18 protein-coding genes and 1 pseudogene are annotated in these 17206 nt (G+C 67.0%); 14 read left to right on the top strand and 5 right to left on the bottom strand.

All coding sequences use genetic code 11. The features are described 5' to 3' along the window. Nucleotides 1–301: 301 nt before the first annotated feature. Genes VMV28_08260 through VMV28_08245 form a run of 4 tightly spaced genes read left to right on the top strand, consistent with a single transcriptional unit; the run spans nt 302 to nt 4012 of the window. Nucleotides 302–1285 (top strand): ABC transporter ATP-binding protein, encoded by a 984-nt coding sequence (locus tag VMV28_08260; GenBank protein HUZ80587.1) that lies wholly within the window; start codon nt 302–304, stop codon nt 1283–1285. Continuing rightward, nucleotides 1286–2095 carry an ABC transporter permease gene (locus VMV28_08255; protein ID HUZ80586.1) on the top strand — a complete coding sequence of 270 codons (810 nt, stop codon included), beginning with the start codon at nt 1286–1288 and terminating at the stop codon, nt 2093–2095. A gap of 3 nt (nt 2096–2098) precedes the next feature. Beyond that, nucleotides 2099–2917, top strand: coding sequence for an ABC transporter permease (locus VMV28_08250; protein ID HUZ80585.1), 819 nt, complete (start codon nt 2099–2101; stop codon nt 2915–2917). A 51-nt stretch (nt 2918–2968) separates the two neighbouring features. After that, complete coding sequence (locus tag VMV28_08245; GenBank protein ID HUZ80584.1) at nt 2969–4012, top strand: helix-turn-helix domain-containing protein; 1044 nt, start codon at nt 2969–2971, stop codon at nt 4010–4012. A 12-nt stretch (nt 4013–4024) separates the two neighbouring features. Here the strand turns inward: VMV28_08245 and VMV28_08240 are convergent, their stop codons facing one another. The 3 genes from VMV28_08240 to VMV28_08230 all read right to left on the bottom strand — a co-directional run bounded on the left by VMV28_08240 (nt 4025) and on the right by VMV28_08230 (nt 6234). Continuing rightward, complete coding sequence (locus VMV28_08240) at nt 4025–4768, bottom strand: ABC transporter permease subunit (GenBank protein HUZ80583.1); 744 nt, start codon at nt 4766–4768, stop codon at nt 4025–4027. After that, a complete protein-coding gene (locus VMV28_08235; protein ID HUZ80582.1) occupies nt 4765–5715 on the bottom strand; it encodes an ABC transporter ATP-binding protein in 951 nt (316 codons plus the stop codon). Before VMV28_08235 ends, VMV28_08240 begins: the two co-directional genes overlap by 4 nt. Nucleotides 5716–5787: 72 nt before the next feature. After that, on the bottom strand, nt 5788–6234 hold the full coding sequence (locus VMV28_08230; protein HUZ80581.1) for a hypothetical protein: 447 nt from the start codon (nt 6232–6234) through the stop codon (nt 5788–5790). Nucleotides 6235–6399: 165 nt separating this feature from the next. On the opposite strand from VMV28_08230, the gene VMV28_08225 reads away from it, so the two are divergent. Next, nucleotides 6400–7401: an ATP-binding cassette domain-containing protein gene (locus VMV28_08225; GenBank protein HUZ80580.1), complete on the top strand. Its 1002-nt coding sequence runs from the start codon at nt 6400–6402 to the stop codon at nt 7399–7401. Then, complete coding sequence (locus VMV28_08220) at nt 7401–8204, top strand: ABC transporter permease (GenBank protein ID HUZ80579.1); 804 nt, start codon at nt 7401–7403, stop codon at nt 8202–8204. Before VMV28_08225 ends, VMV28_08220 begins: the two co-directional genes overlap by 1 nt. Nucleotides 8205–8213: 9 nt before the next feature. Here VMV28_08220 and VMV28_08215 read toward each other — a convergent pair whose 3' ends face one another. Next, entirely contained in the window at nt 8214–8798 is a 585-nt protein-coding gene (locus VMV28_08215; GenBank protein HUZ80578.1) for a LysE family transporter, read from the bottom strand. A 980-nt stretch (nt 8799–9778) separates the two neighbouring features. On the opposite strand from VMV28_08215, the gene VMV28_08210 reads away from it, so the two are divergent. From VMV28_08210 to VMV28_08200, 3 genes are all read left to right on the top strand, one after another. Further along, nucleotides 9779–10222 carry a CBS domain-containing protein gene (locus VMV28_08210; protein ID HUZ80577.1) on the top strand — a complete coding sequence of 148 codons (444 nt, stop codon included), beginning with the start codon at nt 9779–9781 and terminating at the stop codon, nt 10220–10222. Between the two features lie 97 nt (nt 10223–10319). Beyond that, nucleotides 10320–11768 carry an MFS transporter gene (locus tag VMV28_08205; protein HUZ80576.1) on the top strand — a complete coding sequence of 483 codons (1449 nt, stop codon included), beginning with the start codon at nt 10320–10322 and terminating at the stop codon, nt 11766–11768. 54 nt (nt 11769–11822) lie between these two features. Continuing rightward, nucleotides 11823–12500, top strand: coding sequence for a class I SAM-dependent methyltransferase (locus tag VMV28_08200; protein HUZ80575.1), 678 nt, complete (start codon nt 11823–11825; stop codon nt 12498–12500). A gap of 34 nt (nt 12501–12534) precedes the next feature. Here VMV28_08200 and VMV28_08195 read toward each other — a convergent pair whose 3' ends face one another. After that, a complete protein-coding gene (locus tag VMV28_08195; GenBank protein HUZ80574.1) occupies nt 12535–12915 on the bottom strand; it encodes a helix-turn-helix domain-containing protein in 381 nt (126 codons plus the stop codon). A gap of 95 nt (nt 12916–13010) precedes the next feature. On the opposite strand from VMV28_08195, the gene VMV28_08190 reads away from it, so the two are divergent. The 5 genes and pseudogenes from VMV28_08190 to VMV28_08170 all read left to right on the top strand — a co-directional run bounded on the left by VMV28_08190 (nt 13011) and on the right by VMV28_08170 (nt 17070). Next, nucleotides 13011–14567, top strand: a complete 1557-nt coding sequence (locus VMV28_08190; GenBank protein ID HUZ80573.1) for an MFS transporter — start codon at nt 13011–13013, stop codon at nt 14565–14567. 29 nt (nt 14568–14596) lie between these two features. Next, nucleotides 14597–14902: a DUF167 domain-containing protein gene (locus VMV28_08185; protein HUZ80572.1), complete on the top strand. Its 306-nt coding sequence runs from the start codon at nt 14597–14599 to the stop codon at nt 14900–14902. Between the two features lie 69 nt (nt 14903–14971). Continuing rightward, nucleotides 14972–15595: a hypothetical protein gene (locus tag VMV28_08180; protein ID HUZ80571.1), complete on the top strand. Its 624-nt coding sequence runs from the start codon at nt 14972–14974 to the stop codon at nt 15593–15595. A gap of 427 nt (nt 15596–16022) precedes the next feature. Then, nucleotides 16023–16742, top strand: a complete 720-nt coding sequence (locus VMV28_08175) for a hypothetical protein (GenBank protein HUZ80570.1) — start codon at nt 16023–16025, stop codon at nt 16740–16742. A 28-nt stretch (nt 16743–16770) separates the two neighbouring features. Continuing rightward, nucleotides 16771–17070 (top strand): annotated as a pseudogene (locus tag VMV28_08170) (aldo/keto reductase). The last annotated feature ends 136 nt before the right edge of the window (nt 17071–17206 follow it).

Below are 17206 nucleotides of genomic sequence, written 5' to 3'. Positions count from 1 at the left end.
GACCGAGACCTGAACGCGGCGCGGAACCTCGTGTCGCTCGTCGCCGGGAGTTCCCCGGAGACGGTAAACGCCGGTGGAGCGGACGTAAGACCCATCCTCGCGGACGGGCGGACCGCAGTGAACCCGGAATCCGTACCTGTTTCTACGTACGGATGAACGGTGCACTTTCGGAGGCCCCGGGCGGCTGCGGAGCCGGGCGAGACCCCCCTCCGCTACCCGACTCACATGGAGTGAGGCTTCCGAGTGCGTCCCCAGCTTTTATGCCCGGTCGCTTCGCCATCGCACCGAGGCCCGTGCACGCATGGCAGACCCCCCCGCGATTGAGACCCAACGACTCACCCGCGTCTTCGAGTCCCGCAAGGGATTCCTTTTCACGGAGAAGACCCGGACGGAGGCGCTGCGGGGCATCGACCTGACGGTCAATCATGGCGCGATCTTCGGTCTATTGGGGCCGAATGGGGCGGGAAAGACCACGCTGACCAAGATCCTCTCGACGCTCCTACTTCCGACGTCGGGCACAGCCCACGTCCTGGGATATGACGTTACGACGCAGGTCGAGCACCTGCGCCCTCGCATCGGGCTCGTGCTCGGAGGTGAGCGGGGTCTGTACAACCGCATCAACGCGCGCGAGAACCTGCGCTATTTCGCCGACCTGTACGGAGTTCCTCGCGGGGAACGCGAACACCGCATCGACGCCGTGCTCGAACGGGTGGGGCTCTCCGACGCTGCCGACCGGCGGGTCGAGGAGTACTCGCGAGGAATGAAGCAGAAGTTGCACATCGCCCGCGGCATCCTCCACGGCCCGGAGCTGTTGTTCCTGGACGAGCCCACGATCGGTCTCGACCCGAAGTCCGCCCGGGAGACGCGCAAGCTGATCCGGTCCCTGGTCTCCGATGGGGTCACGATCTTCCTCACCACGCACTACATGTTCGAGGCGGAGGAGCTGTGCCACCGGATCGCGGTCCTCACGAAGGGCCGGATCGCGGCGCACGACACCGTCGCCGGCCTGCGCCAGCTCGTGGGCGGAGACCGGACGATCGAGATCGAGGACTACGGGTTCGACGACGACGAACTCGCCGCGCTGCGCGCGCTCTCGGGGGTCTCGAAGGTCGTAACGGAAGAGTTCGGCGCCCGAATCCGGGCGACGATCCGCATCCACGCCCAACGGCCCACGACCGAGGACATCCGGGCGCTGCTCTCCGAGCACGCGACGCTGGCCCTGCGAGAGCGCCGGACCTCGCTCGAGGATGTCTATCTGGATCTGGTGGAAGAGGAAGCGAACTAGATGGCGACCGCTCCGGCCTACGGCTGGTCCCGAGGGCGCTCGACGCTCGCGTCGATACGGCTGTGCGTCCTGCAGTTCGTCGCGGACCCGCAATGGCTGATCCCCTCGATGATCGCCCCGGTCATCTTCGGCCTCGTCGCCTTCGGCCTGTTCGCCAACTCCGGGCCGAACTTCCTTGTCTATGCGATCCTCGGGGCCGGCATGATGAGCATGTGGGGCCAGACGCTCTACGGGAGCGGCTGGGCCACCGGACAGGACCGGGTCTGGGGCACTCTCGAACCCACGCTGCAGGCGCCAACGCCGTACCTCTACGTCGTTCTGGGGCGGGTGCTGTGGAACGTCGTTTCCGGATTGATCGGGGGCCTGATCGTCTACGTTGTCGTCGTCACGGTCAACGGCTCGGCCCCGACGCTGCCCAACCCGGCCGAGTTCGCCCTCCTCTTCGTGTTCGTCATGCTGACCCTCGCGAGCGTCGGTACTCTGCTCGCCGCGGTCTACGTCTACACCCGCTACGCCGGGTTCATTCAGAACATCGGCGAGTTCGCCTTCTACGTGGGCACGGGCTGCATGTTCCCGGTCGTTCTCCTGCCGTTTTGGACCAACCCGATCGGCCTCCTGTTCCCCCCGACGTGGGCGCTCGATGCCCTGCGGTACAACGGGATCCCCGGGTACGTGGGGTTCTCGTGGGGGTTCGGCTGGGACATGGTCGGCGCGATCGCCACCACGGCCGTGTACCTGGGGATCTCCACGTCGGTCTTCCGCCGCGTAGAGCGCCGAGTGCTCGAGAAGGGTAGCTTGGGGGATTACTGAGCCATGACGGGCGATGCGAGCACGAACCGGGTCTCCTTCTGGAGGACGTTCTGGGCGAACGCGGTGGTCGCTCCGCGCACGTCCCTCGGGTTCATGCGCATCGACTTCATCCTCGGCATGATCTTCATCATCCCGCTGACCCAGATCACGTTCTTCGCGCTCACGGCGCAACTGGCCAACGACTCGGTCAACGAGATCCAGTTCGTGGTGATCGGTAACGCCGTCGCCACTGTCACCTACTCGAGCGTGTTTTCCGTCTGCCAGACGACGGATTCCGAAAAACAGCAGGGTACGATGGAGCACCTCCTCGTCTCGCCGGCGAACCGCCTCGCGCTGTACTTCGGACGAGGCATGATCCCGATCTTGATCTCGCTCGCCACGGTCGCGATGGGGCTCGTCTATGCCGTGGTCCTCTTTGGGGTGCCCCTCGCTCCCGGCTCGGAATGGACGCTCGCGGTCTCCGTCGTCCTGACGGCGTTCGCGATGGTGGGGTTTGGCCTCCTCCTCGGGGGCGTCGCGCTCTATCTGCGGACCTCCATCATCCTCGGCAACATCTTCCTGTTCGTCGGGTTGCTCCTGTCCGGGGTCAACTTCCCTCTCTCGAGCCTGCCATCGTCCTTGCAATGGATCGGGTACGCGCTGCCCCTGACCTGGGGCCTGTCCTCGGTCCGCGCGGCCATCTCCGGAGATTCTCTCGGCACCCTCGCGATCCTCTGGGGGGCCGTGGCGATCTGCGCGCTCGTCGCATACGGGGCGGCGATCCTCCTGTGGGATGTCTTCGAGCACCGTGCGCTGGCCACCGGGAGCATCGCGCGATTCTGAGCGGGGCGTTTCCCGCCAACATATTTGTGCGGTGCCGCGCTAGTGGGGTCGATGCGGCCCGCGCTTCCGATCTCCCTGACACCGGAGGAACGCGGGCAGCTCGGCACGTGGCGAGACGCTCCCGAGATCTCCCCTCGGCTCGCGCGCCGGGCCCGGATCGTGCTCGAAGCGGCGGAGGGCTGGACGAACCGCGCCATCGCTGCGGACCTCTCGATCGACCCGGAGACCGTCGCGCTGTGGCGACGCCGGTTCCGCATGAACCGGTTGGACGGGATCCAGTGGGACGCACCACGTTCCGGCCGTCGTCCTGCCCTTCCCGCGGATCTCATCGATCGGATCTGGCGGATCCCTCCCCACGGCGCCCGTCCGGACGGTTCGCTCTGGACGACGCGACAACTGGCCCACTCGCTCGGGGTCAGCCACATGCGGGTCCAGCGGGCGTGGCAGGCGCACCGGCTCGGTGCGGCCAGCTCCGGGGCCAACGGCGCACCGCCTTCCACGCTCCAGCGCGTCCACCAGATCGACGTCGCGGGCGTGTACCTCGCCCCTCACGGCCAGGCGATCATCTTCCGGGTCGAGACGTTCTTCGAGCCGACGGTGCCCAAGGCGGTCATCGTCGAATCTCCCTCGGGGCCCGGGTCGCCCGAGGACTCGCACTCCGGCTGGGACGGACTTCTCGGGGTGCTGGATCGGTGGCGGTACGAGAGCACGGGCCCTGCGCATCGCGCCGGCTCGGTGCAGGACCTCCTCGTCTTCCTGCGAACGGTCGACGCGTCGGTTCCGGCCGGAAGCGAACTCCATGCCATGATCGATGACTTCTCCGACGAGGCGACCCACCGCATCGAGCGATGGATGCAGTACCGCCGCCCACGATTCCGCCGCTACCGAGTGCCCGCGGGGATCACCTGGACCGAGGCGGTGGATCGATGGTGGGCCCGATGGCCGGCCGCGGAGAAGGGCGATCCCGCCTCTCGCCACGTGGGGCAGTGCGTGGAATCGCTCGTCCAGTTCCTCGGGGAGCAGAACCCGGCGCTCGCGCCGTTCGTGTGGACCCCGGCGTACTCCTCCCGCGCGGAGAACGCCCCGCCGTACTAGCTCCGACGCGTACTACTGCCAATTGACCAGGATCGATTCGCGATGGAAGCGGCGGATGGCGATCCGCACCACGAGCCACGCGATCAGGCCCAAGGCGACCGTCAGGATCCCGATCAGACCAACGTTCGTTCCGGCGAGGGCGACCCCGACGATCGCCGCGGCCACTACGGGCAGGACCACGAGCATGCTGATCTGTTGGGCCCCCCGGATGTCCTTCGCCCGGCTGGAGATGATCACCGTGGAGAAGGTTCCGATCAGCGCGAGCAGGGTCATCAGAACGAGCATCTGGTACAACGCGAAGATGCCCGGGTACAGCGGACCGCCGAGCGTTCTCCAGGCGATCACGTCCCCGGCGACGAAGAGCACCACGAAGGCGACATATCCCGTCGCGAGGGCCGGGATGAGCGGGGCGAGCGCCTTGCCCCACAACAGTTCGGAGTCGGAGATCGGGTCCGCGAGGAGGGGCTCGAGGCTGCGGTTCGTTTTCTCGAGAATGATCCCGGTGGAACCGACCACGACCGAGATCAGGGGGGCGATGAACATCAAGAGGCTCGAGGCGAGCACGGTGTGCCCGAGGATGGCATCGCGCAAGTCGGCGCCGCCGGACGTCGTCGCGGCGACCGCGGCCTGCACCTGAACGATGGCGGAGAAGAGCAGGAACACCGGGAAGATGACGAGGGAGATCAGCGTGGAGCGGTTCGCGCGCAGCTCGCTGAGGTCCTTGAGAACGATCTCCCGGACGCGATCGTATCTCATGGCCCACCGTCCGTGGCCGAGGCCCCGCGCTCTTGGATCAGTCGCAGGTAGGCGTCCTCGAGCGAGTGCGAGACCGGTTCAACGTACTGGATCCGGTATCCGGCACGCACGAGCGCCTCGATCACCGTGGGCATGTCCTCGTCCGGGTGGTCCAGCCGAACCTGGAGGCGCGGCTCTTCCCACGTGGCGTGTAAAACGAAGGGGAGCCGCCGGGCCACTTCGAGGACCGCGGGGTTCCCGTTCTGGAGCCGAACGGCCACCGAGCGCTGGAAGAGCCGGCCCTTGAGCGCCGAGGGAGTGTCGAGGGCGAGGAGCCGCGTCTGGATCACGGCGACCCGATCGCTGAGACGGTCGGCGTCGTCCAGGTTGTGGGTCGACAGGACGATGGTCGTGCCCCGGCGTCGCTGCTCGATCAGGAAGTCGCGCACGGTCTTCGCCGCTTGCGGATCGAGGCCCGAGATCGGCTCGTCGAGCACGAGACAGCTCGGAGCGTGGAGCATCGCCCGAACGAGCGCGACCTTCTGCTTCATGCCCTTGGAGAAGGTGGCGACGCGCTCGTCGCGGCGCTCCCACAGATCGAACGCGCCGAGGAGCTCGCGGGCGCGATCGTGGATCTGCCCGTCCGATAGGCCGTGCAGGCGACCGTGAAAGCGGAGATTGCGGTACGCCGACAGGCTCTCGTAGTGACCGGGGACCTCGGGAAGCACACCGACCGCGTCGTGGATCTGTTGCAGGTGGGACCGGTCGGTCGTCGGGATCCCATTGACGAGGACCCGACCGGCGGTCGGATCGATCAGCCCGGCGATCAGGCGGATCGTCGTGGTCTTGCCCGCGCCGTTCGGACCGAGAAGGGCGAAGATCTCACCTCGGCGGATCGAGAAGTCGAGTCCGTCCACCGCGAGGGGACCGCGGCCGTACGCCCGCGAGAGCCCCGTGGCCGTGATCACGTCCGTCAACGGCGCCTCGGTCCGTGGGTAGTGGCTCGGGATGGTCCGGCGGCGTCGTGACCGCGCGCCACGCTACGGATGCGCCTGGAGGTAGGCGAGGTCTTGCGTGTCGATCGAGTTCAGTACGCGCCGGACCGCGGTCTTCTGGAGGAAGCGCGGGACCTTCCGGATGCTGATCTCGGCCTCGGTCCGGACCCACGTGGATCCTTCCGGCGCGTCGACGTAATGGTTCTCGACCCACGACCCTGTTTCCATGGGCCCGTCGCCGCCGATGATCTCCCACCGGAATGTTTCCGGCGGGTCGCTAGTCACCTTCCAGGTCGAGTTCAGGGTTTGATTTCGCGGGACCCGGAGCGTCCGCTCCAAGACGGACTCCTTCGGTGAGGACCGCACGACGCTCTGATGGAGAACATCGGGGTGGATCTGGCCGATCACGGCCGGGTCGGCATGGAGCTCGAGGAACTCCCAGAGCCGCGCCCGGGAGATCTGGATCCCGCCCTCGCCGGAATAGTGCGCCATGCTCGCCGAGTTCTCAGCGGGCAGATAAGCTTCCCGAAACGGTGGTTCTCCAGGGAGCGAGACGCCCGGCGGACGGTTCGCGTTGGACCCCCGAGCGCACGGCCGGTGTCCACCCCGTTTGCGTCTCCACGTTTTATCCTCGCATGCTACGCGTTCCTCCATCCGATGACCGACGCGATCGTCTGCGAGAATCTGGTCAAGGTGTATGGCGACATCATCCGGGCGGTGGACGGTGTCTCGCTCAACGTTCCCGAAGGCGAAGCGTTCGGATTGCTCGGGCCCAACGGCGCCGGTAAGACGACCATGGTCTCTATCCTGACGACCCTCGTGCGGCCCACGTCGGGGCGGGCCATCGTCGACGGCCTGGACGTGGCGAAGCACCCCGAGGAGGTCCGCCGGCGGATCGGCCTCGCCTTCCAGGTCTCGACGGCGGACGGCGAACTCACCGGTCGGGAGAACCTCGAGGTGGCCGCGGGGCTCCAGGGAATCCCGGCGCCCGAGGCGCGCCGCCGGATCCGGGAGCTGCTCGATCAGATGCAGCTCGCTCCCGCCGCGGACCGTCTGGTGAAGGGTTATTCCGGCGGGATGCGTCGTCGGCTCGAGCTCGCGGTCGGCGTCGTGCACTCCCCGAAGATCCTCTTCCTGGACGAACCGACCCTTGGTCTCGACCCGCAGGGACGCGCCGGGTTCTGGGACTACATTCGCCACTTGAGGAAAGACACCGGGGTCACGCTGTTCCTGACCACCCACTACCTGGAGGAGGCCGACCAGCTCTGCGAACGACTCGCGATCGTCGACCACGGGAAGATCGTAGCGACCGGTCGGCCGGACGAGCTCAAGCAGCGCACCGGAGGCGACACGGTCGTGGTCAAGCCGAGCAAAGGCGAGGATCTCACGCAGATCCTCTCGGCGGTCCCCGGGGCGCTCGCGGTCCAAGTGATCGCCGGAGCGTACCGAGTCAAGTGCGATCGCGGAGAAGCGATGGTCCCACTGATCGTGACGGCCTGCGACCGGGCGGGTGTCGAGATCGTCAGCGTGGAGATCCGCAAGCCTAGCCTGGACGAGGTCTTTCTCGAACTCACCGGACGGGAGTACCGCGAGGAGGGTACCGAGCACAGCGGGTGGGCGTCGGAGCGGATGGGCCAGATGCGCGGGGGTCGTTCGTAATGCTGCGCGAGCTCGGGGCCCTGCTCCGCCGGGAGTGGCTCCGGTACATCCGGACCCCGGTATGGATCATCTCCAGCCTGCTCGTTCCCGTCCTCTACTTGATCCTCTTCGGGCAGGGATTCAACTACCCCGGCGGACCGGCCCAGTACCTCGGCGCTCCGAACTACATCTCGTACTTCGCCGCGGGCATGGTCGGATTCGTCGCGCTGACAATGTCGCTGTTCTCCGGGGCGAACGTCATCTTCGACAAGGGGCTCGGCATCGTCAAGCGCCAGGCCGCGACCCCCGCTCCCCGGTCGGTGATCTTCCTCTCGCCGCTGATCTTCCGCTCCCTGATCGCGCTCGTGCCGGCGTTCCTCGTCCTCGGTCTCGCGGTCCTCCTGGCGCACATCCCCGGCTTCGTGGGCCTGACCATCACGGGATCGGTCGGCGTTCTCGGGGCGTTCGAGATCGTGATCGCCGTCCTCGTGCTGGCCCTGATGTTCAACGCGCTCTTCCTCGCCTTCGGGTTCGCGCTCGAGAGCCCGCAGTCGTACTTCGGAATCGTGAACCTGTTGAACCTCCCGATTCTCTTCACGTCGAACGCGCTCTATCCCCCGGGGGTCGGCCCGGACTGGCTCCATCAGATCGCGGAGTACAACCCCGTCTCCCTCTGCGTCAACGTCCTGCGCGAGAACCTCTTCGGTTCGAGCTCGTACTACCCGTACATCCCCGAGGTCTACCTGCTGGCCCTGCTCGCGTGGGCCGCCGCGTTCATCTCGCTCGCCGTCGTGCTCGGGCGGCGCGCGCTCCGCACGCCGTAGGCGACGGGCCTAGACCCCACCCACCGCCAGGAACACGAAGTAGCCGCCGAACGCGAAGATCAGGGCCGCCGAGCCCGAGATGATCCACCGGCGGGCCGATGGGTACCGGCCGACGCCCTTGTGGATGAGGAATGTGAACCCGAGCACGTAGACCACGATCGCCCCGAAGAGTCCGGCGAACAGGAGCGCCCCGCCCGCGTAGGCAAACGCGAGCCCGGCACTGAACCACCAAAGAATCTGGAACGGGTTGCCCAACCCGAGGCCCAAGCCCTGCAAGTACACCTGCCAACCCGGCCGGCCGAGCGGCGCCACACTCTCGTGAGAGCGCAGGACCAGCAGTCCGAACCCAACCATCACGACGGCGCCTAGGACGTACACGTACCGAACGTAGGCGCCCAGGTCGATCGCGGAACTGAGTCCGAAGACGATCGCGGCGAGCACGCCGTCGGCGCTCAGCGCCCCAATGCCCGCGAGGAATCCACGCTTCCACGAGTCGACCGAGACGGACGTGATGAACGCCGTCATCGGGCCGGGAGGAGCAGCCAACGAGATGCCGAGCACGATCCCGAGCAGGATCGGGGCGACCACGTTCATCCCGAACGAGACCCTCCGCTCCTCGAGGCCGCTCGGGCCGGCATGGGCTCTTCGGCGGGCGCGTCAGCGTGTAGCATGCGCCTTCCTCGGGCCCGGACCGACTGCGTCGGGCCGACCGACCACGGACGCTCTAGATAATGAGGGGCGTCGGCTGACGCTCCGTAGGTAGTATCATGACCCAGACATGCCCGGACTGCGGAACCCCGGTAGAATACGTCGAGCGAGCGGCTCAGGTGCTGACGGGCAGTTGCGCGGAGTGTGGCCACACCTTCACCATCCTCCAGGCCCCGGGAGGCGACGCTTCGAATCTGCCCGCCCGCGGCTCCAGGGTGGCCCAGAGCCCAGATACCGAGGAGGGTTCCGAGATCGGTGGGGATCGCCCTAAGTGTGAAGACTGCGGCTCGACGCTGTCCTTTCGCGTAACCGGCAACGGAGGGGTGGAAGGGATCTGCCCCGGCTGCCAATCGAAATTCAGTTACCTCCGGGCCGGCGGAGAGATGGAGAGCGCTCCCCGGATGCGCGCCCCGCGGGGACGCCCATCGCCCGGACGAGACTCCGACTTTGGCGCGCCGCGCACCCGGCCTTGCCGGGAGTGCGGCGGTCCGCTCCGATTCTCCACGAACCCGGACGGGACCGTCGCGGGGGAGTGCGGCTCCTGCGGGAACAAGTTCACCCTGCCGCCACGGCGGGACGACGAGGGTGGACGCGGCGACCGGGGCGGTGGCGGCGGACGGCCGTTCAACCGCGGCTTCGCTCCGCGCTCCGGCGGCCGAAGCGGAGGCCGGTATCCTCCGGGCGGCGGGCGTGGCGGTCCCCGCCGGTTCGACGGTCCGCGGGGTCCGCCCCGCGGACGCGACGGGGATCGCGGGGACGACCGTGATGACTACCGCAAGCGGCGGCGCCCCCCCTCGCGCGACTGAGAGCGAATCGGGCCCGGGCGGGCCAGCCGGCGATATATCACGCGGTGCGGTGGGGCGCCCATGGGGTTGAAGGCGAAAGACATCATGGATCCACATGTCCTCACCGTTGAGGTCGGTACCGACGTCCTGTCGTGCGCGAAGCTGTTGGCGACGAGCGACCAGCGCTCGGCCATCCTGGGCACCGGCACGCTGCCGATCCGCGGGATCGTGACGGAGTGGGACATCGTGGAGAAGGTCGTGGCCCTCGGCCGCGACCCGGCGAGCGTCCGCGTGGAGGAGATCGCCTCGTTCCCCGTGGAGACGTGCCCGGTCGACCTGCCGACCGACGAGGTGGTTGCCCGCATGGCGCAGCGAGAGATCCGGCGCATGGTCGTTTGCCAAGGGGACCGGGTCGTTGGGATTATCACGCCGCGGTGCGTCATGTCGAGTTTCCGCAAGTACATCGACCAGCTCTCCGCCGAGATCGCCGGCTACGGCGCCAGCGAAATGCCGACCGGTAACTGAGGGCGGTCGTCCGGCCCGTGGTCCTGCGCTCCGTAGGCCTCCCGTCGCATCGCGCGACCGGGGGGGCCGATCCTGCCCGCCGCCCCTGAGGAGGACGATGGAATACAAGTGGCGGGTCCTCTCCAACACGACCGTCGCGACGCTGATGGCGGCGCTGGACACCAACATCGTGCTGATCGCGCTGCCGACGATCGGCCGTCAGCTCCCCGACACGAGCGCGACCAGTCTGCTGTGGATCCTGCTTGGCTACTCGCTCGTCACCGCGGTGGTCCTGCTGAACTTCGGTCGCCTCTCCGACATGTTCGGTCGTGTGCGGCTGTACGTCCTCGGGTTCGCCATCTTCACGATCGGCTCGCTTCTGTGCGGATTCTCTCAGACCGGGTCCGAGCTCGTGGTGTTCCGGATGGTCCAGGCGATCGGCGCCGGCTTCCTGTTCTCGAACTCGGCCGCGATCATCACGGATGCCTTTCCCCCGAACGAGCGGGGTCGCGCGCTCGGGATCAACCAGGTTTCCATCGTCGTCGGTTCCGTCATGGGGCTGGTCCTCGGTGGGATCATCACCACGACCATCGGCTGGCAGTGGATCTTCTTCGTCAACGTCCCGATCGGGGCGTTCGCGACGATTCGGGCCCACTACGATCTGAGAGAGCTGCAGAAGCCCCAGCGCGAGCAGCCGATCGACTGGGTGGGCAACGTCGTGTTCGCCGCCGGTCTCGGGCTCGTGCTGGTCGCAATGACGTTCGGCGCGCTCGGAGAATGGACGGGCCTCGAGGCCGGGGCCGGTCTCGTGGGCGGCGGGGCCCTGATCGCGCTGTTCATCCTCATCGAGCGCCGGGAGCGGTTTCCGATGTTAGATCTCTCGCTGTTCCGCAACCGAGAGTTCACCGAGACGGGGCTGGCGACGTTCCTGAACGCGCTCGGCCGCGGGGCGTTCATCTTCGTCATGGTGTTCTATCTCCAAGGGCCCCCCACCTACCTCAGCCCCCTCACCGCCGGACTGTTCCTGATCCCGGTCTCGGCTTCCCTCGCGGTCATGGGGCCACTCGGCGGCATCTTCTCCGACCGGTATGGCCGCAAATGGTTCACCGTCACGGGCCTCGTGCTCAGCGGCGGTGCCTTCCTTTGGCTCGCGACGATCCCGTCGGCCGCACCGTTCGCGCTCCTCCTCGGGCCGTTCGTCATGTTGGGAGCCGGAATGGGCCTGTTCGCATCCCCGAACCGGGCGGCCATGATGAGCGCCGTTCCTCCCGAGAGGCGCGGGATCGCTTCGGGGGTCGGGACCACCCTCATGAACACCGGCGCGACGATCGGTCTCGGTCTAACCCTTGCCATCATGTCCACGGCGCTGCCGATCTCCGCCCTCGAGTCGATCTTGCTCGGGTCCCAGACCTCCTCCGGACCGAACGAGGCGGCCCAGTTCCTCGCCGGGATCCACACGGTCTTCTTCGTCTCGGCCGCGCTCACGGGCGCGGCTCTGCTGGTCATCCTCTGGGGACGGGGCCGCGGGGCGCAGCGCTCGGGGGCCGCCACCGACGGCTCAGCCTAGGCGCGCGCCGAAGTCCTCATCTGGGGAACTGGTCTGATCCAACGGAGGGAGCGAGTGGCGAAGCGGCCGGCTCACCGCACCTCGGCGCGTCCCCCGGTCGGTCTCTCGGCGCAGGCTCGCGCGCGGTGGAGAACAACGTACGAGAGAACGCCGTACTATCAACTCCCATGGTTCGATCCTGGGCCGAGCCCATCGACCCGGTTGGCGGTCTCGAAGGGATTCCTTCCGAAGGGAGGGTCGGTCCTCGACATCGGTTGCGGAGCCGGCTCGAACGTGATATTCCTCGCGAAGCATAGATACGTGGCCCACGGGATCGATATCTCGCCCGGCGCGGTCGCCGCCGCCCGGGAGCGGGCCTCCAAGGCGAGGGTCAGCGTAGATGTTCGGGAGGGGGACGCCCTCGCCCTCCCCTTCGACGACGGTTCGCTGGACGCAGCGATCGATCACGGGTGCTTTCACACACTCCCGATCGGGCGTCGCGCAGAGTACGCGGCCGAGGTTCGTCGCGTCCTCCGGCGAGATGGAAGGTTCGTGCTGACCTGGGTCGCGCGCGAGCACACCGGGGCGCGAGGGCCCCCTCACCGTCCGTCCCTCGAGGAGGTGGCGGTCGCGCTCGAGCCGAAGTTCCTGTTCACCTACACCGCATTCCAGGCGGAGAGCGCGGAGGCCGGACCGGCGTGCTACATGGCATTCCTATTGCGCCGATCTACGCCGCAGCCTCCTCGGATGTAGGCCGCGAGCGAATCCCGCCGCCGGGGGCGATCGTTCAACCCGGACTCGGTCTCGCCCTGGTCCGGGGCATCCTCTCCCGCGACCCGGTACCCGTCGAGTACTTTCGCCGCCACTCCATCATCGTCCGGAAGATCTTCAGCAGGTCCCGGCCCATCGGCGTGAGGCGGTACTCGATCCGTCGGGGCGTGGCGGCGAGCGCACGGCGCTGGATAATGCCCAGGTTCTCCAACCGCTTCAGCCGATCCGACAGCGTTGCGGTGTTGACGGAGACGCTCGTCTGCAGTTCATTGAATCGCCGCGGGCTCTTCTCCAACAGGGCTCGCAGAATGACGAGGACGTGCCTCTGGCCGAGAAGCTCGAACGTCGCCTCGAAGTCGCAGGAAGGCGAGCCCGATGGCGCGCGAGCGGTCTTCATCGTGAGGACACCCGAGGCGCTACCAGGTGAAATCTTTGTGCTTTAGAATCCAAAGTTTAAGTAGGGGGCCTCGGTGCGCTGGCCGGGCGAACTTCGTGACCGATCTCTCGACCGATGCGGGCCGGGAGGTCGAAGCGCCCCCGTCTGCGGCCCGGCCGAGCCGACGCTTCGAGCTCCTGGTGGTGGTCGGGATCCTGCTCGCGCTCCTGATGGGTGCGCTCGACAACTTCGTGGTCCTCACGGCCCTCTCCACGATCCTGGGGGATTTCGGCCAACCGAACAGCGGAACGTTCGTCATCAGCGCCTACGTCATCGCATCCGCCATCGCCATACCGATCTTCGCCAAACTCTCCGATCTGCGCAGCCGGCGGAACGTCTTCCTGGGCGGCCTCTTGATCTTCATCGTCGGTTCGATTTTCTCCGGACTCAGTCAGAACCTCTCGGAACTGATCGTGTTCCGCGCGGTCCAGGGATTTGGAAGCGGAGGGTTCTTCCCGGTCGGCATCGCCATCGTCGCGGTCTCCTTTCCACCGGAGACCCGCGCCCGGATCATCGGAATGCTCTCGGGGGTCTTCGGCATCGCCGTCGTGGCGGGACCCCTGCTCGGAAGCGCCATCCTGGGGTTCACGACCTGGCGCTGGATCTTCTACGTCAACATCCCGATCGGACTCCTCGGGTTCGTGCTCATCGCCACGACCCTGGGTCCCCTCGTTCCGGAGCGCGCACGCCGCTTCGACCTCGTCGGCGCCGCGCTCCTGTCGGGGTGGGTGGCGACGCTCATGTTCCCACTCTACCAGATCTCCGGTGAGGGCTGGTCGTGGGCCGACTCCCGCGTAATCGGCCTGCTCTCCGCGTGCGTTGTCCTCGTGATCGCTTTCGTGATCCAGGAGTACCGTGCGGAGAACCCGCTCGTCCCGGTTCGCCTCTTCGCCCACCGGGTCGTGGCCGCCGGAAGCGGTGCGACGTTCTTCATCGGGATGGTGTTCTACCCCGTCGCGACGTTCCTGTCCTTGGTGGTCGCCGGCGCCCTCGACCCCACCGCGAGCAATCCGGCCGACGTGGTACGTGACATCCTGTACTTCCTCGTGCTTCCGCTCGTCGTCGGAGCGGCGCTGGGTGGCCAGCTGCTGACCCGCATGTCCTACCGAACCGTCGCGCTTGTCGGAGTCGTGATCGGCCTCGTCGGAATGGCGGGCCTTACGACCCTTACGGTCACCACCCCGCTGTGGACGTTCTACCTCGGGTTCATCCCGGTGGGAGGCATCATTCTCCCGTTGATCCCCCTCGGCTTCGGGATCGGGCTGACCTTCCCGGTGTTTCTGCTCGCGGCACAGAACGAGGTCGCGAGCGTCGATGTCGGCGAGGCCGGGGGTCTAATCCAGTTCCTCCAAACGCTCGGAGGCGCGATCGGACTATCGGTGCTGACCTCCTTCCAGGAGACCCGATTCTCGATGCTGGACCCAACGCTTCCCGACTCCCTGATCAAGTCGTACGACCAGACCTTCGCGGTCATGGTCGCGCTGCTCGTCGTCGCGCTCGTGTTCATCCTCTTCCTAAGAGGCCGCCTGCCTCGCAAGTCCGACGCGCTCCCCGACGCCGAGAGCGCCCCGGTCCAACCGATCGAGCCGCTCGAAGCGGCGAGCGCCCTCTGACACCGCCGGTTCTCGAGTCTAAGAGAACCATGGCGCGGATCTCCTTGTGGGTGAAGCCCGCCGCCGCGACCGATGCGCTCGCTTGGGACGCGTGGCGCAAACGCTGGGTCGTGAGCTGCCGGGCGGCCCCCACGCACGGCGGGGCCAACCGTTCGGTGGCGATCCTGATCGCGGACTGGCTCGCGGTGCCCCACTCCGCGGTTCACTGGGTACAGGCCGGAGCCTCGCGAGCGAAGACGCTGGAAATCGAAGGTCTCACCGATATCGAGGCCACGAACCGGCTGCGCGCCTGTGTCCTATCGGCCGCGGATCCGGACCGAGGCGTGGGCAGGTAACACCGTTCGTGCCCTCGAGCCGGTCGCTTCCAGCAAAGGTTATTGGCGGGTAGGTCGACTGTCGCCTCGGTGCCCGCATCCAAACCCCTCGCACTTTCCGCACCCGACCTCGTCGGACCCATCTCGATCCTCAACGAGCCGGTATCGGGACCGCGGGCGAACCGACGCTCGAAGAATCGGCCGTACGATCATGCGCATCTCGAGATCGATGTCTCCACCGGCGCCGCCCTTCGGGGAGATGCGCCTCACCTCCAACAGGTCGAGCGGGCCATGTCCCAGGCCCAGATCGCGCAGACACCCGATCTGGTGCTGCTAGCGGTCGGGACTCTCCATGCGCTTTCCGCTCGGCGGTTTCGGCAGGTCGATCACTGGGAGGTCTCCCCGGGCGGCTGGCTTCCTCTGCCCATGGAGAAATCGCGTCGCGGCTCGAACGAGCCGGTGGGAGATCTCCTCGCCGTACTCGAGGGCGACGGCGCGTCCCCTCTGCTCAAGGCGCGGTCCTTCGCCGCGCGACTTTCCGACCAGCAGGGCCATCGAGTCGACGTGGTCGTCCGTCGCGCCCAGCGTCGCCATGCCATCTCGCTCGACCTGAACGGCGTGTGGACCCGCGATACGATCCACGATCTGTTGGGTTCGGTAGCTCAGCGCGTCCCGGTAGCCCAAACGACCCTGACGAAGTTTCGGTACGCTTGACGGGTGATGCCGACGGCGTCATCCCCGGAGGTCGCGCCGGCTTCGAAAGGCAGAGCTCAGTCGCGCTGGGATTCGTGATGGATCAACACCAGCATCGCCGGGATCACCTGCTTCGGGTACCAGATCCACATCGAGGAGACCCCCGTGGTCAAACGGTTCGGGGACGAGTATGGCGAGCAGGCGGACTCTAGGTGGCGCTTGTTCCCGTACCTCCCCTAGCGGACGGTCGCGTCCAGTCCGGGTCGCTACCGCCCCAATCTCGGCCGATCGATGCTTGGACACCAGCTCTGAGTATCGCCTACCCTGAAACGTGCGTCCTAGGGTATCGCCTTCTGCTCCCGGACTCTCCGGGGCATCGTCGATGATTCCTGCCTCCTCGCCAACGCCCTCGCTCTCACCGTCTCAGCCTGGGTGGCGGCGGCTCCTCGTGCCGCAGCTCACCTCCGAACGTCATGCGATCCGGGCACTCATCGTAGGATTCCTCATGGAGGCGGTGGCCGAGATCTATCAGATTCTCACCACCGTGGGCTCGGTCCGGACGAACCCGCTCGGGTACTACCTCAGTATCGCGGTGACCCTGGCCGGGTTCTACTTCCTCTGGCGTGGTCTTCACGAATGGAACCGACTTCATCCACGACCCGCTCCTCCGGCCCACCGTGCGGTCCCTTGGCCGACGATCTCGATGCTCGGGGGAGGAATAGTCGCAACCGCCCTCCTCAACTTTGGGCTCGGCACCGTCGGGGGCGGCGACACGCCGGCCCTCCTCGCGTGGATCATCGGCGGAGCTCTGGTCTTCGCCATCGGTGCGTTCTTCCACCGGCTGCGGGCGATGGTCGATCCGCTCCAGGGTTCAACCGGCCGTGTGCTGGGCTGGGCCGCGTTCGCATGGTCGCTCGGGGTCTCGATGATCTCCGGTCTCGCTCTCGGTCAGGTGATCGTCGGTCTCTTCATCGACTTCTTCACGAACTGGCCGGCGATGTTCCTCGCGCTCGCGCCGTTCATCTTCGCGATCGCCCCGCTCTTCGTGACTTACGGTCTCCTGTCGATCGGCTATGCGGACGCCTACCGGAATGCCTCCCGCGGTGAAGGCCCGGTTCGGCCGGAAGACCTCCCGACCTCCCGAAGGCGCACGAGCGGCGCACGTTAGGGCGGCCGGCGACGCACGATAAGCACCGATGGGGGTTGTCCCGGGTGTGTCTGCCGCTTCCACGCCCCTAAGCGACCCCCGAGTGCGTCTGAACCAAGGAAACGAGATCCCGATGCTCGGGCTCGGTGTCTACCTGTCTCCGCCGGGTCCAGTGACCCGGCAGGCTGTCGCCTGGGCGCTCGAACTCGGCTATCGCCATATCGACACGGCGACGCTCTACGAAAACGAGGCGGATGTTGGACAAGCCGTTCGAGCAAGCGGGATTCCTCGCGAGGACGTGTTCGTCACGACCAAACTCTGGCACACGGACCAGGGATTCGAGCGCTCTCAGACCTGACCTCCCGGCCTCTTGGGTAGCAGGTGCCTACCCAACGCCCGTTTCTCTCTCGTAGATCGACGCGCCCGTCTACCGGCAGGTTCTTGTATCAGCATACGTATCTACGTATGCCATGACCCACCGCGTC

It is taken from the genome of Thermoplasmata archaeon (genome assembly GCA_035532555.1).
In the GTDB taxonomy this organism is placed as follows: domain Archaea; phylum Thermoplasmatota; class Thermoplasmata; order Lutacidiplasmatales; family UBA184; genus Lutacidiplasma.
Note: the sequence above shows the minus strand (reverse complement) of the source record. Positions and strands in the feature narration are given on the sequence as shown.